The 24,788-nt window shown below is 75.8% G+C and carries 24 protein-coding genes; 10 read left to right on the top strand and 14 right to left on the bottom strand.

The window, feature by feature from the left end:
• Positions 1-14: 14 nt before the first annotated feature.
• Positions 15-1,103, top strand: a complete 1,089-nt coding sequence (locus ACYSMR_RS10270) for an aldose epimerase family protein (protein WP_461745046.1) — start codon at positions 15-17, stop codon at positions 1,101-1,103.
• A 31-nt stretch (positions 1,104-1,134) separates the two neighbouring features.
• Here ACYSMR_RS10270 and ACYSMR_RS10265 read toward each other — a convergent pair whose 3' ends face one another.
• Positions 1,135-2,019 carry an ROK family protein gene (locus ACYSMR_RS10265; RefSeq protein ID WP_461745044.1) on the bottom strand — a complete coding sequence of 295 codons (885 nt, stop codon included), beginning with the start codon at positions 2,017-2,019 and terminating at the stop codon, positions 1,135-1,137.
• 139 nt (positions 2,020-2,158) lie between these two features.
• Here ACYSMR_RS10265 and ACYSMR_RS10260 point away from each other — a divergent pair, with 139 nt between their 5' ends.
• The 4 genes from ACYSMR_RS10260 to ACYSMR_RS10245 all read left to right on the top strand — a co-directional run bounded on the left by ACYSMR_RS10260 (position 2,159) and on the right by ACYSMR_RS10245 (position 7,188).
• Positions 2,159-2,923 carry a LamB/YcsF family protein gene (locus tag ACYSMR_RS10260; protein ID WP_461745043.1) on the top strand — a complete coding sequence of 255 codons (765 nt, stop codon included), beginning with the start codon at positions 2,159-2,161 and terminating at the stop codon, positions 2,921-2,923.
• Positions 2,924-2,988: 65 nt separating this feature from the next.
• Positions 2,989-4,566, top strand: coding sequence for a 5-oxoprolinase subunit B/C family protein (locus tag ACYSMR_RS10255; RefSeq protein WP_461745041.1), 1,578 nt, complete (start codon positions 2,989-2,991; stop codon positions 4,564-4,566).
• A 2-nt stretch (positions 4,567-4,568) separates the two neighbouring features.
• Complete coding sequence (locus tag ACYSMR_RS10250; protein WP_461745039.1) at positions 4,569-6,296, top strand: acetyl/propionyl/methylcrotonyl-CoA carboxylase subunit alpha; 1,728 nt, start codon at positions 4,569-4,571, stop codon at positions 6,294-6,296.
• Between the two features lie 82 nt (positions 6,297-6,378).
• Positions 6,379-7,188, top strand: a complete 810-nt coding sequence (locus ACYSMR_RS10245) for a GntR family transcriptional regulator (RefSeq protein WP_461745037.1) — start codon at positions 6,379-6,381, stop codon at positions 7,186-7,188.
• On the opposite strand, the gene ACYSMR_RS10240 is transcribed toward ACYSMR_RS10245, so the two are convergent.
• The 4 genes from ACYSMR_RS10240 to ACYSMR_RS10225 all read right to left on the bottom strand — a co-directional run bounded on the left by ACYSMR_RS10240 (position 7,151) and on the right by ACYSMR_RS10225 (position 10,510).
• Complete coding sequence (locus ACYSMR_RS10240) at positions 7,151-8,005, bottom strand: putative hydro-lyase (RefSeq protein ID WP_461745035.1); 855 nt, start codon at positions 8,003-8,005, stop codon at positions 7,151-7,153. The genes ACYSMR_RS10245 and ACYSMR_RS10240 overlap by 38 nt on opposite strands.
• The gene (locus tag ACYSMR_RS10235) at positions 8,002-9,255 is read right to left on the bottom strand and encodes an NRAMP family divalent metal transporter (RefSeq protein ID WP_374238456.1); all 1,254 of its coding nucleotides are present in this window, start codon (positions 9,253-9,255) and stop codon (positions 8,002-8,004) included. Before ACYSMR_RS10235 ends, ACYSMR_RS10240 begins: the two co-directional genes overlap by 4 nt.
• Before the next feature lie 244 nt (positions 9,256-9,499).
• Positions 9,500-9,973, bottom strand: coding sequence for a MarR family transcriptional regulator (locus ACYSMR_RS10230; RefSeq protein WP_309126248.1), 474 nt, complete (start codon positions 9,971-9,973; stop codon positions 9,500-9,502).
• A 42-nt stretch (positions 9,974-10,015) separates the two neighbouring features.
• On the bottom strand, positions 10,016-10,510 hold the full coding sequence (locus ACYSMR_RS10225; RefSeq protein WP_251332250.1) for a hypothetical protein: 495 nt from the start codon (positions 10,508-10,510) through the stop codon (positions 10,016-10,018).
• 217 nt (positions 10,511-10,727) lie between these two features.
• Between ACYSMR_RS10225 and ACYSMR_RS10220 the strand changes: the two genes are divergently transcribed.
• The gene (locus ACYSMR_RS10220; protein ID WP_309126249.1) at positions 10,728-11,255 is read left to right on the top strand and encodes a MarR family winged helix-turn-helix transcriptional regulator; all 528 of its coding nucleotides are present in this window, start codon (positions 10,728-10,730) and stop codon (positions 11,253-11,255) included.
• A 57-nt stretch (positions 11,256-11,312) separates the two neighbouring features.
• Here ACYSMR_RS10220 and ACYSMR_RS10215 read toward each other — a convergent pair whose 3' ends face one another.
• The 8 genes from ACYSMR_RS10215 to ACYSMR_RS10180 form a co-directional block, all read right to left on the bottom strand.
• Positions 11,313-11,585 (bottom strand): hypothetical protein, encoded by a 273-nt coding sequence (locus ACYSMR_RS10215; RefSeq protein ID WP_251332252.1) that lies wholly within the window; start codon positions 11,583-11,585, stop codon positions 11,313-11,315.
• 185 nt (positions 11,586-11,770) lie between these two features.
• On the bottom strand, positions 11,771-12,736 hold the full coding sequence (locus tag ACYSMR_RS10210; RefSeq protein ID WP_461745031.1) for an electron transfer flavoprotein subunit alpha/FixB family protein: 966 nt from the start codon (positions 12,734-12,736) through the stop codon (positions 11,771-11,773).
• 55 nt (positions 12,737-12,791) lie between these two features.
• A complete protein-coding gene (locus tag ACYSMR_RS10205; protein WP_461745029.1) occupies positions 12,792-13,616 on the bottom strand; it encodes an electron transfer flavoprotein subunit beta/FixA family protein in 825 nt (274 codons plus the stop codon).
• Positions 13,617-13,650: 34 nt separating this feature from the next.
• Positions 13,651-14,472 carry an HpcH/HpaI aldolase/citrate lyase family protein gene (locus tag ACYSMR_RS10200; RefSeq protein ID WP_309126147.1) on the bottom strand — a complete coding sequence of 274 codons (822 nt, stop codon included), beginning with the start codon at positions 14,470-14,472 and terminating at the stop codon, positions 13,651-13,653.
• 52 nt (positions 14,473-14,524) lie between these two features.
• Positions 14,525-15,022 carry a MaoC family dehydratase gene (locus ACYSMR_RS10195; RefSeq protein WP_309126146.1) on the bottom strand — a complete coding sequence of 166 codons (498 nt, stop codon included), beginning with the start codon at positions 15,020-15,022 and terminating at the stop codon, positions 14,525-14,527.
• A gap of 11 nt (positions 15,023-15,033) precedes the next feature.
• Entirely contained in the window at positions 15,034-16,194 is a 1,161-nt protein-coding gene (locus ACYSMR_RS10190) for an acyl-CoA dehydrogenase family protein (protein ID WP_309126145.1), read from the bottom strand.
• Positions 16,191-18,224: an acetyl/propionyl/methylcrotonyl-CoA carboxylase subunit alpha gene (locus ACYSMR_RS10185; RefSeq protein ID WP_251332258.1), complete on the bottom strand. Its 2,034-nt coding sequence runs from the start codon at positions 18,222-18,224 to the stop codon at positions 16,191-16,193. Before ACYSMR_RS10185 ends, ACYSMR_RS10190 begins: the two co-directional genes overlap by 4 nt.
• Before the next feature lie 4 nt (positions 18,225-18,228).
• On the bottom strand, positions 18,229-19,836 hold the full coding sequence (locus ACYSMR_RS10180; protein ID WP_461745026.1) for a carboxyl transferase domain-containing protein: 1,608 nt from the start codon (positions 19,834-19,836) through the stop codon (positions 18,229-18,231).
• Positions 19,837-19,961: 125 nt separating this feature from the next.
• Between ACYSMR_RS10180 and ACYSMR_RS10175 the strand changes: the two genes are divergently transcribed.
• The 3 genes from ACYSMR_RS10175 to ACYSMR_RS10165 all read left to right on the top strand — a co-directional run bounded on the left by ACYSMR_RS10175 (position 19,962) and on the right by ACYSMR_RS10165 (position 23,604).
• Entirely contained in the window at positions 19,962-20,663 is a 702-nt protein-coding gene (locus ACYSMR_RS10175; protein ID WP_461745024.1) for a TetR/AcrR family transcriptional regulator, read from the top strand.
• On the top strand, positions 20,660-21,859 hold the full coding sequence (locus tag ACYSMR_RS10170; RefSeq protein ID WP_461745022.1) for an acyl-CoA dehydrogenase family protein: 1,200 nt from the start codon (positions 20,660-20,662) through the stop codon (positions 21,857-21,859). The genes ACYSMR_RS10175 and ACYSMR_RS10170 overlap by 4 nt, the downstream gene beginning before the upstream one ends.
• A 119-nt stretch (positions 21,860-21,978) precedes the next feature.
• A complete protein-coding gene (locus tag ACYSMR_RS10165; RefSeq protein WP_461748019.1) occupies positions 21,979-23,604 on the top strand; it encodes an AMP-binding protein in 1,626 nt (541 codons plus the stop codon).
• Between the two features lie 34 nt (positions 23,605-23,638).
• On the opposite strand, the gene ACYSMR_RS10160 is transcribed toward ACYSMR_RS10165, so the two are convergent.
• Positions 23,639-23,827, bottom strand: a complete 189-nt coding sequence (locus ACYSMR_RS10160; protein WP_461745020.1) for a hypothetical protein — start codon at positions 23,825-23,827, stop codon at positions 23,639-23,641.
• 229 nt (positions 23,828-24,056) lie between these two features.
• On the opposite strand from ACYSMR_RS10160, the gene ACYSMR_RS10155 reads away from it, so the two are divergent.
• Positions 24,057-24,731 (top strand): SDR family NAD(P)-dependent oxidoreductase, encoded by a 675-nt coding sequence (locus tag ACYSMR_RS10155; protein WP_461745018.1) that lies wholly within the window; start codon positions 24,057-24,059, stop codon positions 24,729-24,731.
• Positions 24,732-24,788 lie beyond the last annotated feature (57 nt).

The raw sequence follows: 24,788 nt of genomic DNA, 5'->3' as shown, positions 1-24,788 counted from the left end.
GGCCGGCCCGGACCGTGCCCCGCCCTGCGCCCGGGCCTCCCGGGCCCCGGTCCTTCGGGACGCTGCCCGACGGCCGGGAGGTCACCGTCCACACCCTCACGGCGCCGAACGGCCTGGAGCTGCGGGTCCTCGACCTCGGCGCCGCCGTGCAGGCCCTGCGCGTGCCCGGTCCGGACGGCACCGGCACGAACGTGGTGCTGGGCCATCCCGACGCGTCCGTCTACGCCGAGCACGCGGACGCGTACCTGGGCTCGGTCGTGGGCCGCTACGCCAACCGGATCGGCGGCGCGCGCTTCGCCCTCGACGGCGAGGACTTCGCGCTCAGCGCCAACGAGGGCCCGACCTGCCTGCACGGCGGGGCCGACGGGTTCCACCGGCGGATCTGGCGGACGGTCCGCGCGAGCCGCACCTCGCTGGTCCTGGAGCTGGTCAGCCCCGCCGGGGACCAGGGCTTCCCCGGGGAGGTCGTCCTGCGGGCCCGGTACACCGTCGCGGACGACGTCGTGGCCCTCGAGCTGGAGGCGCGCACCGATGCGCCGACCGTGCTGGGGCCTGCGAACCACGCCTACTTCAACCTCGCGGGCGAGGGCTCCGGGACCGTGGACGAGCACCTGCTGCTCGTCGAGGCGGACCACTACCTCCCGGTGGGCCCGGACTCCCTGCCCCTCGGCGGGCTGGCGGCCGTGGCGGGCACGCCGTTCGACCTGACCGCCCCGGCACGGCTGGGCGAGCGGGTGCGCTGCGGCCACCCGCAGGTGAGCGCGGTGGGCGGGATCGACCACTCCTTCCACCTGCGGGGCTCGGGCCTGCGCCGGGCGGCGCTGCTGGAGCACCCGGCGAGCGGACGGTACCTGGAGCTGCTCACGGACCGCCCCGCCCTGCAGGTGTACACCGGCAACTCCCTGGACGGCACCGCGCCGGGCACCTCCGGGCGCAGGTACCGGCAGGGCGACGGCGTGGCTCTCGAGGCCCAGGCGCATCCCGACTCCCCCAACCGGCCCTGGCTCTCGGACGCGGTGCTGCGCCCGGGGCAGGTCCACCGCTCGCACACGCAGTGGCGGTTCGGCCTGCGCACCGGCCCGGCGGGGGCCGTCCGGGAATAGGCGCCGGCCCGAGGCCTCCGCCCCCCAAGGGTCATCCGAGCAGGTCGCGGGCGAGCGCGAGCGCGCCCCGGACCCCGGAGTCGTCGCCCAGCTCCGGGCGCACCACGTACCCGCTGCCGGGATCGGCGCAGGGGTGGTCGTCGAGGGCTCCCGCGACGAGCCGGGCCAGCTCGGCCCGCGCCGCCTCCAGCAGGCCCTCCGTCTTGGCCACGCCCCCGCCGAGGACGATCCGCTCGGGCGCGACCGTGTAGGTGACGGCGGCCAGCAGCTGGGCCACGTAGTGGGCGCCGAGCTCGACCGCCCGCGCCCTGTCCGCGCCCAGGTCCGGGCCCGGCCGCCCCCACCGCCCGGCGACGGCCGGACCGGCGGCGAGGCCCTCCAGGCAGTCCCCGTGGAAGGGGCAGCTCCCCGGGTACCGGTCGTCGGGGTGGCGGCGCACGAGGAGGTGGCCGGCCTCGGGGTGCGCCCGGCGGGACAGCGGCCGGCCATCGACCAGGAAGCCCGCGCCCACGCCCGTGCCCACGGTGACGTAGGCCAGGTCGCGCACGCCCCGGCCGGCCCCGAGCCGGTGCTCGCCGACCGCGGAGCCCGTGACGTCGGTGACGACCGCCGTCGGCGTGCCCCGCAGCCCGAGGCCCGCCAGCAGGTCGACGTCCTGCCAGCCGGGCTTGGGCGTGGCGGTGATGCGCCCGTACCGCGCGGCGGACGGGTCGACGACGACGGGCCCGAAGGAGGCCAGCCCGACCGCCGCCAGCGGTCCGTCGGCGTGCGCGGCCAGGAACGCCCGGACCGCACCGAGGGTCCGCTCCGGGGTGGTGGTGTCGATCCGCGCCGAGTGCAGCACGGCGGCCGGGTCCTCCGCCGCCGCGAGGGCGCACAGGACCTTGGTCCCCCCGGTCTCGATCCCCGCGATCACGGCGGCCTCCCCTCTCCGGTGGAACGGCCGGCGGTGCCGCTCTCCGCGAGTCTAGGACGCCGGAACGTTGCGCAAGGATTGTTGAACAATCACGCGGAAGGGTGCATCCTGGAGTTCCCGACGTGACAAGGAGCACAGCATGCCCCTCTCCGAGATCGACCTCAACGCGGACTGCGGCGAGTCCCTGTCCGCGTGGGCCATGGCGGGCGACGAGGCCGTCCTGGGCGTGGTCAGCAGCGCCAACGTGGCCTGCGGCTTCCACGCCGGCGACCCGACCGTCGCCCGCCGCACGTGCGCCGTCGCCGCCGAGCACGGCGTGGCGGTGGGCGCCCAGGTCTCCTACGACGACCTCAAGGGCTTCGGCCGCCGGTTCATCGCGGTCCCCCGGGCCGAGCTGACGGACCAGATCGTCTACCAGATCGGCGCCCTGCAGGCGCTCGCCCGCGCCGCCGGCACGGGCGTCGGCTACGTCAAGCCCCACGGGGCCCTCTACAACGCGATCGTCCACCACGAGGAGCACGCGGGGGCCGTCGTCGACGCCGTGCGCGCCGTCGACGACGGGCTCCCGCTGCTCGTGCTGCCCGGCTCCGAGATCGAGCGCCAGGCCGGTGCCGCCGGGCTGCGCACGGTCCAGGAGGCCTTCGCCGACCGCGGCTACACCCCGCAGGCCACGCTCGTGCCCCGCACCGAGGCCGGGGCCGTGCTGCACGACCCCGACCGGATCGCCGAGCGCGTGGTGCGGATGGCCCTGGAGGGCGTCGTCGAGGCGGTCGACGGCTCGCTCGTGGCCGTGGAGCCCGAGAGCATCTGCGTGCACGGCGACACCCCCGGGGCCCTGGCCATCGCCGAGCGGGTGCGCGCCGCCCTGGAGGACGCCGGCATCGACGTCCGCAGCTTCCTGTGAGCGGGCGAGCGGTGCGGCGGGAAGCAGCGCGGGAACCGCAGGGGCCGGCCCGGCGGGTGCGCCCGATGGGCCCGCTCGCCGCGCTGGTGGAGTGCGCGGACCTGCACGACGCCGTGGCCCTGCACGCCCGCCTCACCACGGCCGGCCTGCCGGGCCTGGTGGACTGCGTGGCCGGTGCGCAGACCGTCGTCGTGCGCGCGAGCACGCCCGCGGCGCTGCGCCGGACCGTCGCGGCCGCCCTCGCCGCCCCGCGCGGAGCCGCCGGGACCGGCGGCGGGCGGGTCGTGACCATCGACGTCGTCTACGACGGCGAGGACCTCGCGGCCGTCGGGGAGCTCACCGGCCTGGGCGCCGACGGCGTGGTCCGGGCGCACGCGGGGCAGGAGTGGACCGCGGCGTTCGCGGGCTTCGCCCCCGGCTTCTTCTACTGCGTCGGCGGCTCCGGCGCGCTCGACGTCCCCCGGCGGGAGACCCCGCGCACCGCGGTGCCGCCGGGCTCCGTGGCGCTCGCGGGCCCCTTCTCGGCCGTCTACCCGCGCCGCTCCCCGGGCGGGTGGCAGCTCATCGGCCGCACCGCGGAGGTCATGTTCGACATCGACCGCGCCGAGCCGGCCCTGCTGCGCTCCGGGGACCGGGTGCGCTACCGCCCCGTGCGGGAGCTCGTCGAGCTCCCGCCCCGGCCGGCCGCCCCGGCCCCCGCCGCCGCCGGGCCGCACCTCGTCGTGGCGGCCCCCGGGCTGCAGACCCTCGTCCAGGACCGCGGCCGCCCCGGCTCCGCCGCCCTGGGCGTCGCCCCCTCGGGCGCCCTCGACGACGTCGCGGCCGCCGCCGCCAACCGTCTCGTCGGCAACAGGCCGGACGCCGCCGTGCTGGAGAACCTCCTGGGCCGTCTGACGCTCACCGCCGCCGGGGACCAGGTCCTCGCGGTGACCGGCGCCCGGGCGAGCCTCGACGTCCCCGGGGTCCCCGGCTGGCGGCCCGCCCACGGCGTCCCGTTCGCCCTGCGCGACGGCGAGCAGCTGGTCGTCGGCGCGGTCGAGACCGGCGCCCGCGTCTACGTGGGCGTGCGCGGCGGGCTCGCGGTGCCCCCCGTGCTGGGCAGCCGCTCGGCCGACACCCTCGCCGGCCTCGGCCCCGCGCCGCTGGCCGCCGGGGACGTCCTGCCGGTCGGCGCGGACCCCGGCACGGCCGTCCAGGCTCCCGCGCCGGAGCCCCGGCTCCCGGCGGTGCCGTCGGTGCGCGTGGTGCCCGGTCCCCGTGACGACTGGTTCCCGCCCTCCTCGGTGGAGGCGTTCCTCGCCCAGGAGTGGCAGCTGAGCCCCGACTCCGACCGCGTGGGCGCCCGGCTCACCGGCGCACCGCTCGAGCGGACCCGGACCGGGGAGCTGCCGAGCGAGGGCACGGTGCCCGGCAGCGTCCAGGTCCCGCCCTCCGGCCTGCCCGTCGTGTTCCTGCGCGACGCCCCCACCACCGGCGGCTATCCCGTCCTCGGCGTGGTCCACCCCGAGGACCTCACCGTGCTCGCCCAGCTGCGCCCCGGGCAGCGGCTGCGCTTCACCCGCTGCCCGGCGCCCGAGCTCGGCACCGAGCTCGACGACATCGAGCTCGACACCGACGTCCCCGACACCTCCCAGGAGCCGTAACCGTGCACAAGGTCCTGATCGCCAACCGCGGCGAGATCGCCGTCCGCGTCGTCAAGGCGTGCGCCGAGGCGGGCCTGGCCTCCGTGGCCGTCTACGCCGACCCCGACGCCGACGCCCCGCACGTGCTCCTCGCCGACGAGGCGCACGCCCTCGAGGGCAGCTCGGCCACCGAGACCTACCTGGACGGCGGGAAGATCCTCGCGATCGCCCGCCGCGCCGGGGCCGACGCCGTGCACCCGGGCTACGGCTTCCTGTCCGAGAACGCCGGCTTCGCCCGGGCCGTGCTCGACGCGGGCCTGACCTGGATCGGCCCCTCCCCCGGGACGATCGCGCTGCTCGGCGACAAGGTCGCGGCGCGCGAGATCGCCCGCCGCGCCGGGGCCCCGCTCGTGCCCGGCAGCGACGGGCCGCTGGACTCCCCGGCGGAGGCCCGCGCGTTCGCCGAGGAGCACGGGCTGCCGGTGATCATCAAGGCCGCCCACGGCGGCGGGGGGCGCGGGATGCGCGTGGTGCGCGAGCTGGAGGGCGTCGAGGAGGCCTTCGCCTCCGCCGCCCGCGAGGCGAAGGGCGCCTTCGGGCGCGAGGAGTGCTTCATCGAGCGCTTCCTGGACCGCCCGCGCCACGTCGAGGCACAGGTGGTGGCCGACGCCCACGGCCACGTCGTCGTCCTCGGCACCCGGGACTGCTCCCTGCAGCGCCGGCACCAGAAGCTCGTCGAGGAGGCCCCGGCCCCCTTCCTCACCGAGGACCAGCGGGAGCGCATCCACGCGGCGGCCGCGGCCATCTTCCGGGAGGCCGGCTACGTCGGCGTGGGCACCGCGGAGTTCCTCGTGGCCGAGGACGGGCTGATCTCCTTCCTCGAGGTCAACACCCGCCTGCAGGTCGAGCACCCGATCACCGAGCAGGTCTACGGCGTGGACCTCGTGCAGGCGCAGCTGAGCGTCGCCGCCGGCGAGGCGCTGCCCGTCCTCGAGACCCCGCCCGCGCGCGGGCACGCCTTCGAGTTCCGGATCAACGCCGAGGACCCGGGCCGCGGCTTCCTCCCCTCCGGCGGCACCGTCGAGGCCGTCGACGCCCCCACGGGCCCGGGCGTGCGCGTGGACTCGGGGATCCGCAGCGGCTCGCGCGTGGCGACGGCGTTCGACTCCCTCCTGCTCAAGCTCGTGGTCAGCGCTCCCACCCGCGAGCAGGCCCTCGTGCGCGCCCGCACGGCCCTGCGCGAGCTGGAGGTCCGGGGGGTCGCCACCACCACCCCCTTCCACCGCGCCGTCCTCGACGACCCGGCCTTCGCCGGGGGCGACGGCCTGGGCGTGTGGACCACCTGGATCGAGGAGCAGTTCACGGACCGGCTCACCCCGGACGCCGCCTACGCGCGCGCGGGCGAGCAGGGCCGCACCCGGTTCACCGTGGACGTGGACGGCCGCCGCGTGCGCATCGGGCTGCCCGACGCGCTCGCGGCCGCCCTGAGCTCCGCCCCGGCCGGCGCCCCCGCACCGGGCCCCGCCGCCGCCGCCGACGACGGCGCCGTCACCGCCCCCTTCGCGGGCACCCTCGTCGCGTGGCTGGTCTCGGCGGGCGAGACCGTCGAGGCGGGCCAGGACGTCGTCGTGCTGGAGGCCATGAAGACGGAGACGCGCGTCGCCGCCCCGCGGGCCGGGACCGTCGAGGAGCTCGCGGCCGCCCCCGGCGACGCCGTGGCCGCCGACCAGGTCCTCGCCCGCCTCGCCTGAGCGGGCCCGCCGTGCCCGGCCACCCCGCGCCCGGCCACCCCGTGGCGCGTCCCGCCGGCCGGCAGTGCCAGGATGGGGACCGATGAACGCCGTCGACGACTCCGCCCTGCAGTCCGCCGCCGCCGGGGCCGGCCCCGCCCCGCAGGGCGAGGCCACCCCCTGGACGGCCGAGGTCCTGCGCCGGGGCATCACCGCCGGCCGGCTGCTGCCCGGGACCAAGCTCTCCGAGGCCCAGGTGAGCCGGGTGCTCGGGATCTCCCGCAACACCCTGCGCGAGGCCTTCACCGCCCTGGCCGACGAGAACCTGCTCACCCGCGTGCCCAACCGCGGGGTCTTCGTGGCGCGCCCGGGCGCGGACGAGGTGCAGGAGGTGCACCGGGTGCGCCTGGCCCTCGAGACCTCCGCGCTGCGCTGGGCGCAGCCGGGACCGCAGCCGGAGCTGCAGGCCGCGGTGCGCGCGGGCCGGGCCGCCCGGGAGCGCGGCGACGTGCGCGGCATGGCGGACGCGAACCAGCGCTTCCACCGGGCCGTGGTGGGCCTGGCGGGCTCGGCCCGGCAGGACGAGCTGATGGACCGGATCCTGGCGGAGATGCGGCTGGTGTTCTTCAGCATGCGGGAGGACCCGTCCTTCCACGAGCCCTACCTCGAGCGCAACGCCCGGATCCTCGCGCTGTTCGAGGCCGGTCACCGCGAGGAGGCGGCCCTGGAGATGGAGGACTACCTGCGGGTCTCGCGGGAGCAGCTGCTCGGCGCGCTGGAGGAGCGCCCCGCGGCGCGCACCGGCGCCGGGAGCTGGTCCCGGGGCGTCCCCGGGGCGCTGCCCGGCGGCGCCCCGGGGACCGTCGCAGGGACCGTCACGGCACCTGGTACTGCCAGTTCGGGACGTCGGTGACGAGCATGTGGCCGGGGGCGTGCCCGAGGGCGAACGGCACCCCGGACGCGAGCACGGCCGCCTGCGGGGTCACGCCGCAGGCCCAGAACACGGGCACGTGCCCGGCCGGGATCTCCACCGCGTCCCCGTAGTCGGGCGCCGCCAGGTCCCGGATGCCCAGCTCCTCGGGGGCCCCCACGTGCACCGGGGCGCCGTGGACGGCCGGGTAGCGCGCGGTGATCCGCACGGCGTCGGCCACCCGGGACGCCGGGACCGGGCGCATGGAGACCACCAGCGGTCCCGACAGGCGGCCGGCGGGGTCGGCCGGGACCGTCGTGCGGTACATCGGGACGTTGACGCCCTGGTCGATGTGGGCCACCGGGATCCCGGCCTCCTGCAGCGCCGCCTCGAAGGTGAAGCTGCAGCCGATGACGAAGGTGACGAGGTCCTCCCGCCACACGTCCAGCAGGTCGGTGCGGGTGCCGGCCGCCTCACCGTGCTCGTAGACGGTGTAGAGCGGGACGTCGGTGCGCACGTCGCCCCCGCGCAGGAGCGGCCCGGTCACCTCCCCCGCCTCGAGCACCCCCAGCACCGGGCACGGCCTGGGGTTGCGCTGGGCGAACAGCAGCACGTCGAAGGCCCAGTTCCTCGGGACCACGACGAGGTTGGCCTGCGCCCACCCGTCGCACCAGCCGGAGGTGGGCGTGACCAGGCCGTTGCGGAACAGGGCGCGGGCGGCCCCCGGCGTCAGCGCGGCGCGGTCCTGGCGGGTCTGCGCCCCGGCGCGGGCCGCGGCGCCCTCGGGGCTCGTGCCGTTCCCGTCGCCCACGGGGCTCATGCCCACAGGGCGGCGATGCCGCTGAGGGACTGCACGCCGAGGTAGATGGTGAGCAGCCACACCACGGTGCCGAGGATCGCGAGCCACTTCGGGTAGCGGTAGCCCCCCAGCAGGTCGCGGCGGCGCCAGGCCACCCACAGCAGGACGGCGAAGCCGAGCGGCAGGATCAGCCCGTTGACCGCGCCCGCCACGATGAGCAGGGTGGACGGGGCCTGGCCGAGGAGCACGAACACCGTGGCGGAGACGAGGATGAACACCACGGTCAGCAGGTTCCGGGTCCGGGCCCTCGTCCGGGACGTGGTGACGAAGGAGACCGAGGTGTACGCCGCGCCGATGACCGAGGAGATGGAGGCCGCCCACAGGATCAGGCCGAACAGGCGCAGGCCGATCTCCCCGGCCGCGCTCTGGAACGCCTGGGCGGCGAGGTTCTCGCCCGCCAGCTGGGCCCCGCCGGCGACCACGCCCAGGATCGCCAGGAACAGCAGGAACCGCATCACGCCGGTCGTCACGATCCCGACCACGGAGCTGCGGGAGATGTCCTTGACGCTCTCCACGCCGGTGATGCCCGCGTCCACGATGCGGTGGGCCCCGGCGTAGGTGATGTAGCCGCCCACGGTGCCGCCGATGAGCGTCGTGATGACCAGGAAGTCCACCTGCTCGGGGAGCACCACGTTGCGCAGGGCCTCGCCCACCGGCGGCCGCGAGACGAAGGCCACGTAGGCGGTCACGAGGAGCATCACCACGCCGAGCAGCACCACGATGCGGTCCAGCGCCACGCCGGCCCGCTTGCTGACGAACACGCCGACGGCGAGGAGCGCGGTGAGGATGCCGCCCCACGTGGGGTCCAGGCCCAGCATCGCGTCGAGACCCAGGCCGCCGCCGGCGGTGTTGCCGATGTTGAAGACGAGCCCGCCGAGCGCGACCAGCCCGGCGATGAACCAGCCGAGCCCCGGCAGCACGCGGTTGCCGAGCTCGTGGGCCTTGAGCCCGGAGACCCCGATGATCCGCCACACGTTCAGCTGCACGGCGATGTCCACGAGGATCGAGACGACGATGGCGAACGCGAAGGCCGCCCCGAGCCGCACGGTGAAGTTCGCGGTCTGGGTGATGAAGCCGGGACCGATGGCGCTGGTGGCCATGAGGAACAGGGCGCCGAGCAGCGCCGACCTGTTCACGGCCCGCATGGCGGCGGGGCTGTCCGCGAAGCCGTGCCCCTCCGGGGCGGGCGGGACGGGGGCGGAGCTGGACATGTCGGGCCTCCTCGGAGCGGGAGCGACCTGCGTCCGACGACGCCGGCCACCCACGGCGTGGCCCCGGTCACTTGCGAGCCAGTGTAGTGATTGTTGAACAATCTCCACAACAGTTCGCCGCCGGATGTCGCGGCGCACCCCCGGAGGAGTGGACACCGGGTGGCCCAGAGGTCGGGGCGGCCGCAGGACCACGGGACCGTGGCACCCCGGGCGGACGCCCTCGACGAGGTGTGAGCCCGGCCCCCTAGGACGCGCGCAGGGCGGAGGCCAGCGCCTCGTCGAGGGCGTCGAGCGTGCGCAGCAGGACGCGCAGCTCCTCGTCGTCGAGGTCCTCCAGCACGGCACCGACGGCGTCCCCGGCGGGCCCCAGGATCTCCTCGGCGATCTCGTGCCCGCCGGCCGTGACGTGCAGGGAGATCCTGCGCCGGTCCCCGGGGTCGGGGCGCCGCTCGACCAGCGTGCGGGCCTGCAGCCGGTCCAGCACCGTGGTGGTGCCGGCGGTCGTGAGGGCGAGCGCGTCGGCGAGCTGGGTGGCGTTGAGCGGCCGGCCCCGGTCCTCGGCGTCCAGCACGAGCAGCAGCGCCTCGGCGTCGGTGGGGCCGAGGCCGTGGCGGCGGGCGACGGTGTCGTTGACGGTGCGGAGCACGCCCGGATAGCGGCGAAGGCCGCCCAGGACGCGGTCGAGCAGGCCGGAGCGCTCGTCGCGGCGCCCGATCACGGCCGGTCCCCCGCGCCGCCGGCGACGGCTCCCCGGTCGGTGTCAGACAGCGGTCGCCAGCTCCTCGCGGAGGACGGCGGCCGCCGCAGGGTGCTCGCCGTCCGTCCCGTCGAGCACGGCCCGGACGTCCTCGACCTCGAGCGCGCAGGTGCGGGCGAGGGACTCGAGGGGGACGCCGTGCTGCGCGGCGCTGCGCAGTTCGGCGTTGAGCCCGCTGACCGCCTGGTCCAGGGCCCAGCGAGCGGACTCCAGGGCACCGTCGAGGGGCGCGACGTCGAGGCCGATCCCGATCTCGGCGTCGCTCTCGGCCGCGTCGCCGAGCACGCGGTCCAGCATCCACTCCGCCGACTCGACCTCGCCCGCGGCGGTGAGCACCCGCTGGGTGAACCAGGAGTGCAGGAAACGCGGATCCGAGCCGCAGGCGGGGCGCTCGGCCTCGACGTGCAGTTCGGGGGCCGGGGGGAGCAGGGGGACGTGGACGGCCTCGACCGACCAGGCCGTCGACTGCTGGGGCTGCGGGGACACTGCCTTGCTCATCTTCGAACCTTTCTCAAGTCTTCCTGGTGCCGGTCCGGGGTGGCGGGGAAGCCACGGCGGGGGGCCGGCCTGTGTCCCATGCAACCCGAAAACCGCTAGAATGTCTAGCTATCAGCTTCGTTGGTTGTACGATCGACGAGATGCCGGCCGGAACCCCCGGTTCCCGGTCCACTTCCCACTCCACCACTCGCCGCTGTCGTTTTTCTAGGATGTTCCGGTGAACAATCTCCCGCCCGCTCCGTCCTCGGGCTACTGGTACGGCCGCGACGCCGCCCGCCGCGAGGCCGTGCGGGTGCTCCAGGCGCTGCGCGACTACCGGGCCGCGGAGGCCGCGATGCGGCGGCGGACCAAGGACTCGATGGGCATGGGCGAGACCGACCTGCTGGCCCTGCGCTACCTGCTGGAGGCGCAGCGCACGGGCAAGCCCCTGGGCCCGCGCGATCTCGCCGCCCGGCTGGGCATCTCCTCGGCCTCCACCACCACGCTGCTGGACCGTCTCACGAAGAGCGGGCACGTGCGGCGGGAGCCCCATCCCACGGACCGGCGGGCCCTGATCATCACGGCCACCGACGACTCCGACCACGAGGTGCGGGCCACCCTGGGAGCCATGCACCAGCGCATGCTGGAGGCCGCCGAGTCCCTCACGCCCGAGCAGGCCGAGACCGTGGTGGGCTTCCTGAACGCGGTCCGGGACGCGGTGGACGGGATCGGGACCGGCCACGGGAGCACGGCCGGCCCGGCCTGAGCCGGCCCGGGGCGTCCCGGGGCCGGCGTCCGGGGCCGGCGGGCAGTGCTCCGCCGGTCAGCCGCCGATCCGCACCCGGACGCCCTCGACCGGGCGGCGCACCCCGTAGAGGGCGGCGCAGTTGAGCACGGTGTTCCACACCGCGACCCGGACCTCCGTGTCGGTCAGGGCGGGGCTGTGCTCCGAGACGGTCACGCACCACTCCCGCCCGTCGAACAGGGTGGTGATGGTCGCGGCGGTCACGCCCTGGAGCGCGAGAGCGTTGATCACCTCGGTCCGCACCGCGGCATCGTCGGTGTCGGCACGGGTTCCATGGGCAGTGGTGGTCATGGCGAACATCCCCCTGGTCGCGGATCGAGACGAGCTCTCATCTCTATTCATCCGCATAAGGGTGCGGAAGCAAAAGCCCCACTTTGCCCGACAGGCGTCGACGGGCTCCGTCCGTCACCGTCCCCCGGGCCACGAGCCCTCAGGCAGCGAGGGGGGCAGGGATGCCGCGCCGCAGGGCCGCCGGCCTAGGAGCGGAGCTGCCGGAGGCGCTCCACGGCCTGCGGGAGCACCTTCCTCAGGTCGCCCACGATCCCGAGGTCGGCGATCTCGAACACGGGCGCCTGCTCGTCCTTGTTGACCGCGACGATCACCTTCGCCGTCTGCATCCCGGCGCGCTGCTGGACGGCCCCGGAGATCCCGCAGGAGACGTAGAGCTGCGGGGAGACGGTGCGCCCGGTCTGCCCGACCTGCGCCTCGGGGCCGACCCAGCCGGCGTCCACGGCCGCGCGGGAGGCCCCGATCGCCCCGCCCAGGGCGTCGGCGAGCTCCTCGAGCGGGCCGAAGTCCCCGCCGGTGCCGCGCCCGCCGGCCACGACCACCCGCGCCTCCTCGAGCGACGGGCGGCCCGAGGGCGGCCGTTGCGCGCGGCCGACCACCCGGGCGGCGGGCGCGGTGTCCTCGACGGGCAGGGCCCGCACCTCGGGCAGCTCGGCCCCGGGATCCCGGCGTGCGGGGACGTCCACGGAGTTCGGCCGGACGGTGGCCACGAGCGTGGAGGTCCTGGCCCGGCACCGGGTGCGCCAGCCGCCGGCGAGCACGGACTTGGTGGCGACGAGGTCGGCGTCGAGCGCCACGACGTCCGTGATCACCCCGGCCTCGAGCCGCACGCCCAGGCGCGCGGCGACCTCCTTGGCCTCGGGGGTGCTGCCCAGCAGCACCACCCGCGGGCGGACGGCGCGGGCGGCGGCCTCCGCGAGCGCGACCGCGGGAACGGTCAGCCGCTCGTCCGCCCCGCCCTCGGGGGCGTGGACGGCGGCCACCGCGTGGGCGGCCAGCTCGCGCAGCAGGGCGCCGCCGGGCGCCACCGGGACGACGACGTGCGTCTTGCCCAGGCCGCCCGCGAGCACCAGCAGCTCCCGGTCGCTGCCGCGCAGCGGCTGCGTGCCGTCCAGCACCACCAGGGCCACCGGGGTCTCCGGGGTCGTGGTCATCTCTGTCCTCCTCCTGCCCGGGGACCGGGCGAACGATCGGATCGGCCGGGGCTGTTCAGACGAGCTTCTGCGCGACCAGGAACTCGGCGAGGCGGATCCCGCCCTCGCCCTCGTCCACGGCGACCTGCCCGGCCGGCCGCGGCGGGCCCGGCACGGCCTCGAGCACCTCCGTCAGCGAGCCGGTGAAGCCCACGGCGGCGGCGTCCAGGCCGAGGTCGGCGACCGACCAGGTCTGCACGGGCTTCTTCTTGGCCGCCATGATCGCCTTGAAGCTGGGGTAGCGCGGGGTGTTGGTCCGGTCCGTCACGGACACCAGGGCGGGCAGCTCGGCGACGAGCTGCAGCACCTCCGATCCGGCGTCCCGGGTCGCCGTGACGGCCCGGCCCTCCTCGTCCAGGGCCAGCGAGGCGGCGAAGCCGATCTGGGCCAGGCCGAGCCGCTCGGCCAGCTGCCCGGGCACCAGCGACGTCTCCCCGTCCGTGGAGGCCATCCCGGTGAGCACGAGGTCCACGGGGGACCCGCCGGTCGCGGCGATCCTCTCCACGGCCGCGGCGAGCACCCGGGCGGTGACCCAGGCGTCGGAGCCGGCGAGGGCGTCGTCGAGCACGTGGACGCCCTCGCCGGCGCCCATCTGCAGGGCGCGCTTGAGGGCGCCGGCGGCCTCTGCGGGGCCCATGGTGAGGGCGAGCACCCGGTGGCCGGCGTCGGCGCCGCCGTGCGCCTCGACGAGCTGCAGGGCGGCTTCCACGGCGTACTCGTCGAGCTCGGAGAGGATCCCGGGCCCCCGCGCCAGCACGGGGGGCTGCCCGGCGAAGGAGCGCTCCTGCTGGGCGTCGGGCACGTGCTTGAGCGGGAGCACGATGGTCAGGGGTCGGGTCATGGTCTCCTCCGGAGGAACGGGGGCGGCGGGCGGGTCACGCCTCGGCGCGGCGCACGAGCCGCTCGGCGTGGCGGATCAGGGGCTCGTCGACCATCCGCCCGCGGAACGCGAAGACGCCGGTGGCGCCCCCGGCGGCCTCGAGCAGCTCGCGGGCCTGGCGCAGCTCCTCCTCCGTGGGCCGGTAGGCGTCCCGCACGACCTCCACCTGTCCGGGGTGGATGCAGGCGGTGGCGGTGAAGCCGCTGGCCGCGGCGTCGCGGGCCTCCTCGCGCAGCCCGTCGAGGTCGCCGAGGTCGAGATGCACGGCGTCGATCGCGGGCTTGCCGGCGGCACCGGCCGCGAGCAGGACGGCCGAGCGGGCGTGCCGGGCCACGTCCCGGTAGCCGCCGTCCGGGCGCCGGGACGAGCTGCCCCCGAGGGAGGCCACGAGGTCCTCGGCGCCCCACATGAGGGCCGCCACGTTCTCCGCCCGGGCGATCGCGGGGGCGTTGACGATCCCCTGGGCGGTTTCGCACAGCGCGACGACGGCGCGGAGCCCGAGCTCGGCGGCCCGGTCCAGCTGCTCGCCGGAGGCGGCCTTGGGCAGCATGACCGTCCGGTACGCCGTCCGGCGCAGCGCGGCGACGTCGAGGAGGAAGTCCTCGGTGTCCACGGCGTTGACGCGCACGACGGTGCGGCGGGGGTCGACCGGGGTCCGCACGAGCGCCTCCCGGGCCGCGGCCCTGGCCTCCGGGGCCACGGCGTCCTCCAGGTCGAGGATCACCGCGTCGGCGTGGCCGGCCGCCTTGGCGTAGCGCTCGGGCCGGTCGGCGGGGCAGAAGAGCAGGGCCGGGCCCAGGCCGAAGCCACCGGTCACGGGGTCCTCCCCGCCGTCGTCTCCGTCGCCACGGTCGTCCTCCTCGCCGTCGTCACTGCGGGGCCGCGCCGCGGGACCACACGAGCACCGAGCGGGTGCACTCGGCGACCACGACGCCGTCCTGGTTGCGCCCGGTGTGCCGGATCCGGACGATCCCCTGCCCCGGCCGGGAGGCGGAGAGCCGCTTGCCGAGGATCTCCGAGGAGCAGTACAGGGTGTCGCCGTGGAAGAGCGGGTGCGGGAACGCGACCCCCTCGAGGCCGAGGTTCGCCACGATGGTGCCCTGCGTCAGCTGCGCCACCGACGCCCCCACCAGGGTGGCCAGGGTGAACATCGAGTTCACGAGCCGCTGCCCGAACGGCTGGCGCTGCGCCCACGCGGCGTCCAGGTGCAGCGCCTGGGTGTTCATGGTCAGGGTGGTGAACAGGACGTTGTCCGCCTCCGTGACGGTCCGGCCCGGGGCGTGCTCGTAGACCGTGCCCTCCTCGAACTCCTCGAACCACAGCCCGCGCTGGCGGACCACCCTGCGGCCCTCCTCCCGCTCCGGCATGCCCGCCCCCGTCACAGCCCGAGCTCGCGGGCGATGAGCATGAGCTGCACCTCGGTGGTGCCCTCGCCGACCTCGAGGATCTTGGCGTCGCGGTAGTGGCGGGCCACGCGGAACTCGTTGATGAACCCGTAGCCGCCGAAGACCTGGGTGGCGTCCCGGGCGTTGTCCATCGCGGCCTCCCCGGCCACGAGCTTGGCGATCGCCGCCTGCGCCTTGAAGGGCCTGCCGGCGAGCATCCGGGAGGCGGCGTCGTAGTAGGCCAGGCGGGCGGTGTGCGCGCGGGCCTGCATGCGGGCGATCTTGAAGGAGATCGCCTGGTTGACGCCGATCGGCCGCCCGAAGGAGGTGCGCTCCTTCGCGTAGCGCACGGACTCCTCGACGCAGCCCTGGGCCGCGCCGGTGGCCAGCGCGGCGATGGCGATGCGGCCCTCGTCGAGGATCGACAGGAAGTTGGCGTAGCCGCGCCCCTCCTCCCCCAGCAGGTTCGCCTCGGGGACGCGGACGTCCTGGAGGGACAGGGGGTGGGTGTCGGAGGCGTTCCAGCCGACCTTGTCGTAGGCCTTCTCCGCCCGGAACCCGGGGGTGTCCGTGGGGACGACGATCGTGGAGATCTCCTTCCCGGTCCGCCCCTCCGGGAGGGGCACGGTGCCGGTGACCGCGGTGACGCTGACCAGGCGGGTGATGTCCGTGCCGGAGTTGGTGATGAACTCCTTGGCCCCGTTGACCACCCACTGCCCGTCCTCGCGCCGGGCGGTGGTGCGGGTGCCCCCGGCGTCGGAGCCGGCCTCGGGCTCGGTCAGCCCGAACCCGGCCAGCGCACGGCCCGAGGCCAGCTCGGGCAGCCACTGCTGCCGCTGCTCCTCGGTGCCGAAGCGGAAGATCGGCATGGCCCCGAGGGACACCCCGGCCTCGAGGGTGATGGCCACGGACTGATCCACGCGGGCGATCTGCTCGAGCGCCAGGCACAGCGCGAAGCTGTCCCCGCCCATCCCGCCGTACTCCTCGGGGAACGGCAGGCCGAACAGGCCCAGCTCCCCCATCTGCGCCACCACCTCGTAGGGGAACGAGTGCTCCGCGTCGTGGCGGGCGGAGACCGGGGCGATCACCTCGTCGGCGAAGTCGCGGACGGTGTCGGAGAGGTCCTGGTACTCCTCGTCGAGCTCGAGGTTCATGCCGTGCGCTCCTGGGGGCTCGGGTCCGGGTCGGGACGGGGGTCGGTGGGCCCGGGGGCGCCGTCGGGGGCCACCCGGGCGAGCAGCTGGTGGAGCCGGACCCGGTCGCCGGCCCGCACGACGACGTCGACGGTGCCGGCGGTGGGGGCGACGAGGCGGTGCTCCATCTTCATGGCCTCGACCACGACGACGGTCTGGCCCTGGGCGACCCGGTCGCCCGCGGCCACCGGGACCGCGACGACGGTGCCGGGCATCGGCGAGTGCAGCTCGGGGGCGGCGGGCCCGGTCTGCCGCCGCAGGCCCGCCAGGGTGCGCTCGAGCTGCTCCTCGCGGGAGAGCACGGCGAGCTCGACGGCGAACCCGTCCTCGCCCACCCACACGCTCGCCCCCGAGGGGTCCGCGGCGAGGTGGACGGTGCGGCTCGCGCCGCCCGCCGCGAGCAGGTGCGCGCCGGGCCGGCCGGGCAGGGGGACCAGGCGCACGGCGCCGTCGACGACGGTGCGCCGCGGCTCCTCGAGGCCGTGGGCGAGCACGACCGCGGGGTGGGCCCGGCCGGTGGGCCGCCACCCGGCGGCCCGGCCCCAGGGACCCCGGCCCGCCGGGGACGAGGCCCCGTGCAGGAAGGCGGCCGCGGCGGCGAAGTGGGTCTCGTCGGGGGCGGTGAACTCGAGCTGCGGCAGCCGGCGCTCGATGAGCGTGGTGTCCAGCTCGCCCGCCCGGACCGCCGGGTCGTTGACCAGGGCGCGCAGGTACTCCGTGTTCGTGCCCACGCCGAGGACCACGGTGTCCGCGAGCGCGAGGTCGAGGCGGTCGAGGGCCTGCTCGCGGTCGGGCGCCCACGCGACGATCTTGGCGAGCAGGGGGTCGTAGTCGGAGCCCACGGCCAGGCCCGGGGCCAGCGACGAGTCCACGCGCACCCCGGGGCCGGCCGGCTCCTCGAGGACCAGCACGGTCCCGGCCGTGGGCAGGAAGCCCCGGGCGGGGTCCTCGGCGTAGAGCCGGGCCTCCACGGCGTGGCCGGTGAGCACGACGTCCTCCTGGGACAGGGCGAGGGGCTCCCCCGCGGCCACGCGCACCTGCTGCTCCACGAGGTCCACGCCCGTGACGAGCTCGGTGACGGGGTGCTCCACCTGCAGGCGGGTGTTCATCTCCATGAAGAAGAAGGTCTCCGGCCGGTCCGCGGGGACGAGGAACTCGACGGTGCCGGCGCCCGTGTAGCGCACCGACCGGGCGACCCGGCACGCGGCCTCCCCGATCCGGGCGCGGGTGGCGGCGTCGAGCAGCGGCGAGGGGGCCTCCTCGACGACCTTCTGGTGCCGGCGCTGCAGGGAGCACTCGCGCTCGCCGAGGTGGACCACGGTGCCGTGGGTGTCGGCGAGGACCTGGACCTCGATGTGGCGGGGCCGCTCGACGAGCTGCTCGAGGAACAGGGTGTCGTCCCCGAACGCGGCGGCCGCCACGCGGCGGGCGGTGGCGAGGGCCTCGGGCAGCTCGCCCGGGGCGCGCACCGCGTGCATGCCCTTGCCGCCGCCCCCGGCCGAGGGCTTGATCAGCAGCGGGTAGGCCATCCCGGCCGCGGCGGCCACCAGGGCGTCGTCGTCGAGGCCGGGCCGGGCGACCCCGGCGACCGTCGGCACCCCGGAGGCGGCCACGGCGTTCTTGGCGCGGATCTTGTCGCCCATGAGCTCGAGGGCCTCGGCGCCGGGGCCGATGAAGACGATCCCGGCCGCGGCGCACGCGCGGGCGAAGGCCGCGTTCTCGGAGAGGAAGCCGTAGCCGGGGTGGACGGCCTGCGCGCCCGTGGCCTGCGCGGCGGCGACGACGGCGTCGATCCGCAGGTAGCTCTCGGCGGGGGCCGCCGGGCCCACGCACACGGAGAGATCGGCCTGGCGCACGTGCAGGGCGTCCCGGTCGGCCTCGCTGTGGATCGCGACCGAGCGGATGCCCAGCGCCCTCAGCGTGCGCAGGATGCGGCAGGCGATCTCCCCGCGGTTGGCCACGAGGACCGTGCCGAACAGCTTGGCGGTCATGGCCTCACATCCTGAACAGGCCGAAGGCGGGCTCGGGCAGCGGGGCGCGGGAGCAGACCTCGAGGGCCAGGCCCAGCACCTCGCGGGTGTCGGCCGGGGCGATGACGCCGTCGTCCCACAGCCGGGCGGTCGAGTACCAGGGGCTGCCCTGCTCCTCGTACTGCCGGCGGATCGGGACCATGAACGCCTCCCGCTCCGGCGCGTCCCACTGCTCGCCGCGGGCGGCCATCTGCTCGGCCCGGACCGTGGCCAGCACGGACGCCGCCTGCGTCCCGCCCATCACCGAGATCCGGGCCTGGGGCCACAGGAACAGGAAGCGCGGGGAGTAGGCCCGCCCGCACATCGAGTAGTTGCCGGCACCGAACGAGCCGCCGATCACCACCGTGAGCTTCGGGACGCGGGTCGTGGCCACGGCGGTGACCATCTTGGCGCCGTGCTTGGCGATGCCGCCGGCCTCGTAGTCGCGGCCCACCATGAAGCCGGTGATGTTCTGCAGGAACAGCAGCGGGATCCCGCGCTGGTCGCACAGCTCGACGAAGTGCGCGCCCTTCAGCGCCGACTCCGCGAACAGCACCCCGTTGTTGGCCACGATCCCCACCGGGTGCCCGTGGACGTGGGCGAAGCCGGTGACGAGCGTGGTGCCGTACCCGGCCTTGAACTCGGCGAAGCGGCTGCCGTCGACGAGCCGGGCGACGACCTCGTGCACGTCGTAGCCGGCGTTGGGGTCCACCGGCACCGCGCCGGGCAGCTGGTCCTCGTCCGCGGCGGGGGCCTCGGCCTCCCGCACCGGCCAGGCGCGCGCGGCGGGCGGGGGCAGCGTCGCCACGATGTCGCGGACGATCTCCAGGGCGTGCTCGTCGTTCTCGGCCAGGTGGTCGACCACCCCGGAGACGGTCGCGTGCAGCTCGCCGCCGCCGAGCTCCTCGGCGGTGACCTCCTCGCCGGTGGCGGCCTTCACGAGCGGGGGGCCGCCCAGGAAGATCGTGCCCTGCTCGCGCACGATCACGGTTTCGTCGCTCATCGCCGGCACGTAGGCGCCGCCGGCGGTGCAGGAGCCGAGCACGGCGGCGATCTGCGCGACGCCCGCCGCGGAGAGGTGCGCCTGGTTGTAGAAGATCCGCCCGAAGTGCTCCCGGTCCGGGAAGACCTCGTCCTGCAGCGGCAGGTAGGCGCCGCCGGAGTCCACGAGGTAGACGCACGGCAGGCGGTTCTCGAGGGCGATCTCCTGGGCGCGCAGGTGCTTCTTGACGGTCATGGGGTAGTAGGTGCCGCCCTTGACCGTGGCGTCGTTGCACACGACCACGACCTGCCGCCCGTGCACCAGGCCGATCCCGGCGATCACGCCGGCCGCGGGGCACTCGTCGTCGTACATGCCCTCGGCGGCCAGGGCGCCGATCTCCAGGAAGGGACTGCCGGGGTCGAGCAGGCGGTCGACGCGCTCGCGCGGCAGCAGCTTGCCGCGGGCCACGTGCCGCGCCCGTGACCGCTCCGGCCCGCCCCGCGCCACGCGCGCCAGGCGTCGGCCGAGCTCCTCGGCGAGCGCGGCCTGGGCGGCCGCGTTGGCGCGGAACTCCACGCCGCCCGGATCCACGCGGGTGCTCAGCACGCGCATCCGCCCCTCCGTCCGGACCGGGCACCCGGGGGTGCGATTTCGGTTAACCTGGACTAACTTGAATGCCAGGTTAGTGGCCACTAACTAGGATGTCCAGGGACCGACCCCTCCCGAGAGAAGGCTCCATGCCCCGAACGGACCCCCGCCCGGCCCCGCCCACCACGGTGCGCGGCCGGGCCAAGGCCCAGCGCCGCCAGGACCTGCTCGCCGCCGCGGCGACGCTCTTCGCGGAGCGGGGCTTCGCCGGGGTCTCGATCGACGACATCGGCGCCGCCGCAGGCGTCAGCGGCCCCGCGGTCTACCGGCACTTCGCGAGCAAGCAGGCGGTGCTGGGGGCGGTCCTGCTCGAGGTCAGCTCCGACCTGCTCGACGGCGGCCGGGAGGTCGCCGCCCGCTCGGCCGACCCGGCCGCGCGGCTGCGGGCGCTGATCGCCTTCCAGGTGGAGTTCGCCCTCACCCAGCCCGCGGTGATCGTGGTGCAGGACCGGGAGCTGCCGAACCTCGCCGAGGAGGACCGCCGGAGGGTGCGCGCCCTCCAGCGCGGCTACGTGGCCCTGTGGGCGCAGGCCCTGGGGGAGCTCGTCCCCGCGCACGACACCGCCGACCTCGCCCTGCGCGCCCAGGCCGCCTTCGGGCTCATCAACTCCACCCCGCACTCCCTCCGCGCCGCGCGCCGGCTGCGCGCCCCGCAGGAGGCGGACCGGCTCGACGCCGCCCGCTCCGCCCTCGAGGAGATGGCCTGGGCCGCCCTGGCCACGGCCCGCACCGCACCGACCGGCCCCTCCCCGACCAGCCCCTCCCCGACTAGCGCCGGAGGCACGCCATGACCGCATCCCCGCCCACCGGGTCCTTCCCGCTCGGCGACTCCGCCTTCTACGAGGAGGAGCACGAGGAGTTCCGCGAGGTCGCCCGCGAGTTCGCCGCCCGGGAGCTCGCGCCCCACTACGCCGAGTGGGACGCCCAGCACATGATGCCCCGCAGCATGTGGACCGCCGCCGGCCAGGCGGGCCTGCTGGGCCTGGCCGTGCCGGAGGAGTACGGCGGCATGGGCCTGACCGACTACCGGTTCCGCGCCGTGCTCGACGAGGAGCTGGTGCGCGTGGGCGCCCTCGGCGCGGCCCTGGCCCTGCACCTCACCGACGACTGGGTGCTGCCCCACCTGCTCGCCCACGGGACCCCCGAGCAGAAGGAGCGGTGGCTGCCGCGGATCCTCACCGGCGAGCTCGTCGCCTCCGTGGCCTGGACCGAGCCCGGCGCCGGGTCCGACCTGCGCGGGGTGCGCACCCGGGCGGTGCGCGACGGCGGGGACTGGCTGCTCAACGGGCAGAAGACCTTCATCGGCAACGGGATCAGCGGGGACGCCGCGCTCGTGCTCGCCCGCACCGACGGGCGCGGCGACCGCGCCGGGGAGGGCAGCTTCAGCCTGTTCCTGGTGCACAAGGCCGACTCCCCCGGCTACACGACGGGCCGCCGGCTCGACAAGATGGGCCTGCACGCCTCGGACACCGCCGAGCTGTTCTTCGAGGACGTCCGCGTGCCCGGCGCCCACCTGATCGGGACGGAGGGGTCCGGCCTGGCCCAGATCCGCCGGCAGCTGCCGCAGGGCCGGCTCGCGATCGCCGTGGCCGCGGCCGCCCTCGCCCGGGCCACCCTCGAGACCACCCTGGCGTACACCAGGGACCGCACGGCGTTCGGCACGCGGGTGCTCGACTTCCAGCACTCCCGGTTCGAGCTGGCCGACCTGCTGGTCGAGGTCGAGGTCACCGAGGCCTACGTCCGGCGGGCGGTGCACGCCTTCAACGCCGGCGCCCTCGACGTCGTGGGCGCCTCCAAGGCCAAGTACTGGGCGGCCGAGCGGGCGAAGACCGTCACGGACCGGTGCCTGCAGCTGCACGGCGGCTACGGCTACATCCTCGACTACCCCGTGGCCCAGGCGTACCTGGCGGCGCGGCTGCTGACGATCTTCGGGGGCACCAGCGAGATCCTCCGGGAGACCGTCGGGCGGGCCGTGGCGCAGGACTGAGCACGTCACGCGCTGCGGGACGTGACGGCCACCACGTAGAATGGCACCCATCAGTTGATCGCCGCCAATCGGATCGGCCGGCCGCACCGCCCGGCCGGGCTGGGGGAGCACCCGTGGAGATGCCGATCGACGACCTGTCCTACGCCGCCGGGGAGACCGCCCCGCCGCTGCTGACGCGGACCGTCGCCCAGGACCTCGAGCGGACCGCCGCACGGTTCCCGGACCGGGAGGCCCTGGTGGACGTCGCCGCCGGCCGGCGGTGGACCTACGCCGAGTTCCGCCGGGACGTCCGCCGGCTGGCCACGGGCCTGCACGGACTGGGGGTGCGCACGGGGGACCGGGTGGGCGTGTGGGGTCCCAGCACCTGGGAGTGGGTGCTCGTGCAGTACGCGACGGCCGAGCTCGGCGCGCTCCTCGTCACCCTCGACCCGGCCTACCGCCCCCACGAGCTGGCCTACGTCCTGCGCCGGGCCGGGACCACCACGGTGGTGGCCCACCCGCGGTTCCGGGGCTCCGACCACCCCGCCATGCTGGACCAGGTCCGCGGCGCGTGCCCCGGGCTGCGGCACGTCGTGGTCATGGGCACGCCCGGGTGGGAGCAGCTGGCGGCCGCCGAGGCCGACGACGCCCTGCTGGAGAGGATCGGGGCCCGCCTGGACCCCGAGGACGCGATCACCGTCCAGTACACCTCCGGGACCACGGGCTTCCCCAAGGGGGCCACCCTCAGCCACCGCAACATCCTCAACAACGGGTACTTCGTCGGCGAGCTCCTCGGCTACACCGAGGCGGACCGGGTGTGCCTGCCCGTGCCCCTCCACCACGGCTTCGGCATGGTCATCGGCAACCTCGCGTGCACCTCCCACGGCTCCTGCACGGTGCTCCCCGCCCCGGCCTTCACCCCGGAGTCGGCCCTGCGCGCGGTCGAGCAGGAGCGGTGCACGAGCCTCTACGGCCTGCCCACGATGTTCGCCGCCGAGCTGGGCCTCGGCGGCCTCGGCGCGTTCGACCTCTCCAGCCTGCGCACCGGCGTCATCGCCGGCGCCACGTGCCCGGCCTCCGTCGTGGGCGCGGTGATGGAGCGGCTGAACATGGCCGGGGTCAGCATCTGCTACGGCATGACCGAGACCTCACCCGTGTCCACCCAGACCCGTCACGACGACCCGTTCGAGCGCCGCACCACCACCGTGGGCCGCGTGGGCCCGCACCTGGAGGTCAAGGTCGTCGACCCCGCCACGGGAGGGACCGTCCCGCACGGGACCGCCGGCGAGCTGTGCACCCGGGGCTACAGCGTCATGAAGGGCTACTGGGACGAGCCCGAGAGCACCGCACTGGCCATCGACAGCGAGGGCTGGATGCACACCGGCGACCTCGCCGTGATGGACCGGGAGGGCTACGTGCAGATCACCGGCCGGGTCAAGGACATGGTCGTGCGCGGCGGCGAGCACGTCTACCCGCGCGAGGTCGAGGAGTTCCTGCTCACCCACCCGGACATCGTCGACGTGCAGGTGATCGGCGTGCCCGACGAGACCTACGGGGAGGAGGTCATGGCCTGGGTGCAGCTGCGCGACGGCGCGGCGCCCATGACGGCCGCGACGCTGCGGGCGTTCTGCGAGGGCCGGGTCTCCCGGCACAAGATCCCGCGCTACGTCCACGTCGTGGAGGAGTTCCCCGTGACGGTGACCGGCAAGGTGCGCAAGGCCGAGCTGCGCGAGGAGGCCCTGAGGCTCCTGGACCTCGAGCGCTGAGCCCGCAGGACCGCGGGACCGCGGGTCCGTGCGGTCACCCCCGGAAGGACGCGATCATCTCCTGCAGCTGCCGGTGCTCCTGCGACCGGGCGCACTCCTCGGCCTCGTCCGTGGTGCAGGACTTCCGCTGCACCAGGAGGACGACCACCCCGCGCGAGTCGCCCCGACCGGGACCGGGGTCCGGCACCGCCTGCCCCAGCCCGTGCATGAGGTGCGCGAGCACGGCCTCCGGCGCCGTCGCCGGGCATGGTGCTGAGGACTGCAGTCCACCCGCGTCAGCAGGCGCCGGCGACGCTTCGCAGGCTCGCCCGGCGAAGCGTCGCGGAAGGGCGAGTTCCTCGTGGGAGCCGGGTGGTCCGAGGGGGACAGGCTCTGGGCGGCGCCGGAGGCCCTGGGTACGCTCGGAGGACACGGCTCCGCTCCCGGAACCGTGCGGGGACGGGAGAACGACCATGGACCTGAACGGCGCGAGGATCCTCGTGGTGGGGGCGACCGGGGTGCTCGGGCAGCGGCTGTGCGAGCGGCTGAGCGAGCGCACCACCCGGATCGCGGTGACCGGCCGCTCCGCCGCGGCGGCCGAGGAGCTGCGGCGCCGGCTGGGCCTGCGCTCGGCCCACGCCCTGGACCTCGTGGACCACGACGCGGCCGCCGCGGCGGTCCGCGCGGCCGCGGCGGAGCTCGGCGGGCTCGACGCCGTGGTGGTCGCCTCCGGCGTCGCCGCGTTCGGTCCGGCCGCCGAGGAGGACGAGGCGGTGGTCGAGGAGCTGTTCGAGGTCAACGCCCTCGGACCGATGGCCGTCGTCCGGGCGGCGCTGCCCCACCTGTCGGAGGGCGGGGCGATCGCGGTGCTCACGGGCGTGGCCGCGGAACTGCCGCTGGCCGGGATGGCCGCCTACGCCGCGAGCAAGGCCGCCATGGCGTCATGGCTGGGGTCGCTGCGCCGGGAGCTGCGGCGCCGCCGGATCGCGGTGGTGGACGCCCGGCTGCCGCACATGGACACCGGGCTGGTGGACCGGGCGCTGGCCGGCCTGCCGCCCGCGCTGCCGCCCGGCCACGACATCGACGACGCGCTGGCCGCCCTCGAGCGCGGCATGGAGCGCGGTGTGCACGAGGTGCGGATCGGCTAGGGCCGCCGAGCCCACCCCCCTCACGCCGACCCCCAGGGAGACGTCGATCCCCCACGC

The organism is Kocuria sp. U4B (assembly GCF_054875615.1).
Note: the sequence above shows the minus strand (reverse complement) of the source record. Positions and strands in the feature narration are given on the sequence as shown.

What these genes read in the sequence shown, in the direction of transcription:
- ACYSMR_RS10190 (WP_309126145.1), bottom strand. Translation starts at nt 16,194, where the DNA reads ATGAACCTCGAGCTCGACGAGGAGTACCAGGACCTCTCCGACACCGTC.
- ACYSMR_RS10175 (WP_461745024.1), top strand. Translation starts at nt 19,962, where the DNA reads ATGCCCCGAACGGACCCCCGCCCGGCCCCGCCCACCACGGTGCGCGGC.
- ACYSMR_RS10245 (WP_461745037.1), top strand. Translation starts at nt 6,379, where the DNA reads ATGAACGCCGTCGACGACTCCGCCCTGCAGTCCGCCGCCGCCGGGGCC.
- ACYSMR_RS10225 (WP_251332250.1), bottom strand. Translation starts at nt 10,510, where the DNA reads ATGAGCAAGGCAGTGTCCCCGCAGCCCCAGCAGTCGACGGCCTGGTCG.
- ACYSMR_RS10215 (WP_251332252.1), bottom strand. Translation starts at nt 11,585, where the DNA reads ATGACCACCACTGCCCATGGAACCCGTGCCGACACCGACGATGCCGCG.
- ACYSMR_RS10205 (WP_461745029.1), bottom strand. Translation starts at nt 13,616, where the DNA reads ATGACCCGACCCCTGACCATCGTGCTCCCGCTCAAGCACGTGCCCGAC.
- ACYSMR_RS10185 (WP_251332258.1), bottom strand. Translation starts at nt 18,224, where the DNA reads ATGACCGCCAAGCTGTTCGGCACGGTCCTCGTGGCCAACCGCGGGGAG.
- ACYSMR_RS10235 (WP_374238456.1), bottom strand. Translation starts at nt 9,255, where the DNA reads ATGTCCAGCTCCGCCCCCGTCCCGCCCGCCCCGGAGGGGCACGGCTTC.
- ACYSMR_RS10195 (WP_309126146.1), bottom strand. Translation starts at nt 15,022, where the DNA reads ATGCCGGAGCGGGAGGAGGGCCGCAGGGTGGTCCGCCAGCGCGGGCTG.
- ACYSMR_RS10240 (WP_461745035.1), bottom strand. Translation starts at nt 8,005, where the DNA reads ATGAGCCCCGTGGGCGACGGGAACGGCACGAGCCCCGAGGGCGCCGCG.
- ACYSMR_RS10260 (WP_461745043.1), top strand. Translation starts at nt 2,159, where the DNA reads ATGCCCCTCTCCGAGATCGACCTCAACGCGGACTGCGGCGAGTCCCTG.
- ACYSMR_RS10170 (WP_461745022.1), top strand. Translation starts at nt 20,660, where the DNA reads ATGACCGCATCCCCGCCCACCGGGTCCTTCCCGCTCGGCGACTCCGCC.
- ACYSMR_RS10155 (WP_461745018.1), top strand. Translation starts at nt 24,057, where the DNA reads ATGGACCTGAACGGCGCGAGGATCCTCGTGGTGGGGGCGACCGGGGTG.
- ACYSMR_RS10210 (WP_461745031.1), bottom strand. Translation starts at nt 12,736, where the DNA reads ATGACCACGACCCCGGAGACCCCGGTGGCCCTGGTGGTGCTGGACGGC.
- ACYSMR_RS10255 (WP_461745041.1), top strand. Translation starts at nt 2,989, where the DNA reads ATGGGCCCGCTCGCCGCGCTGGTGGAGTGCGCGGACCTGCACGACGCC.
- ACYSMR_RS10180 (WP_461745026.1), bottom strand. Translation starts at nt 19,836, where the DNA reads ATGCGCGTGCTGAGCACCCGCGTGGATCCGGGCGGCGTGGAGTTCCGC.
- ACYSMR_RS10165 (WP_461748019.1), top strand. Translation starts at nt 21,979, where the DNA reads ATGCCGATCGACGACCTGTCCTACGCCGCCGGGGAGACCGCCCCGCCG.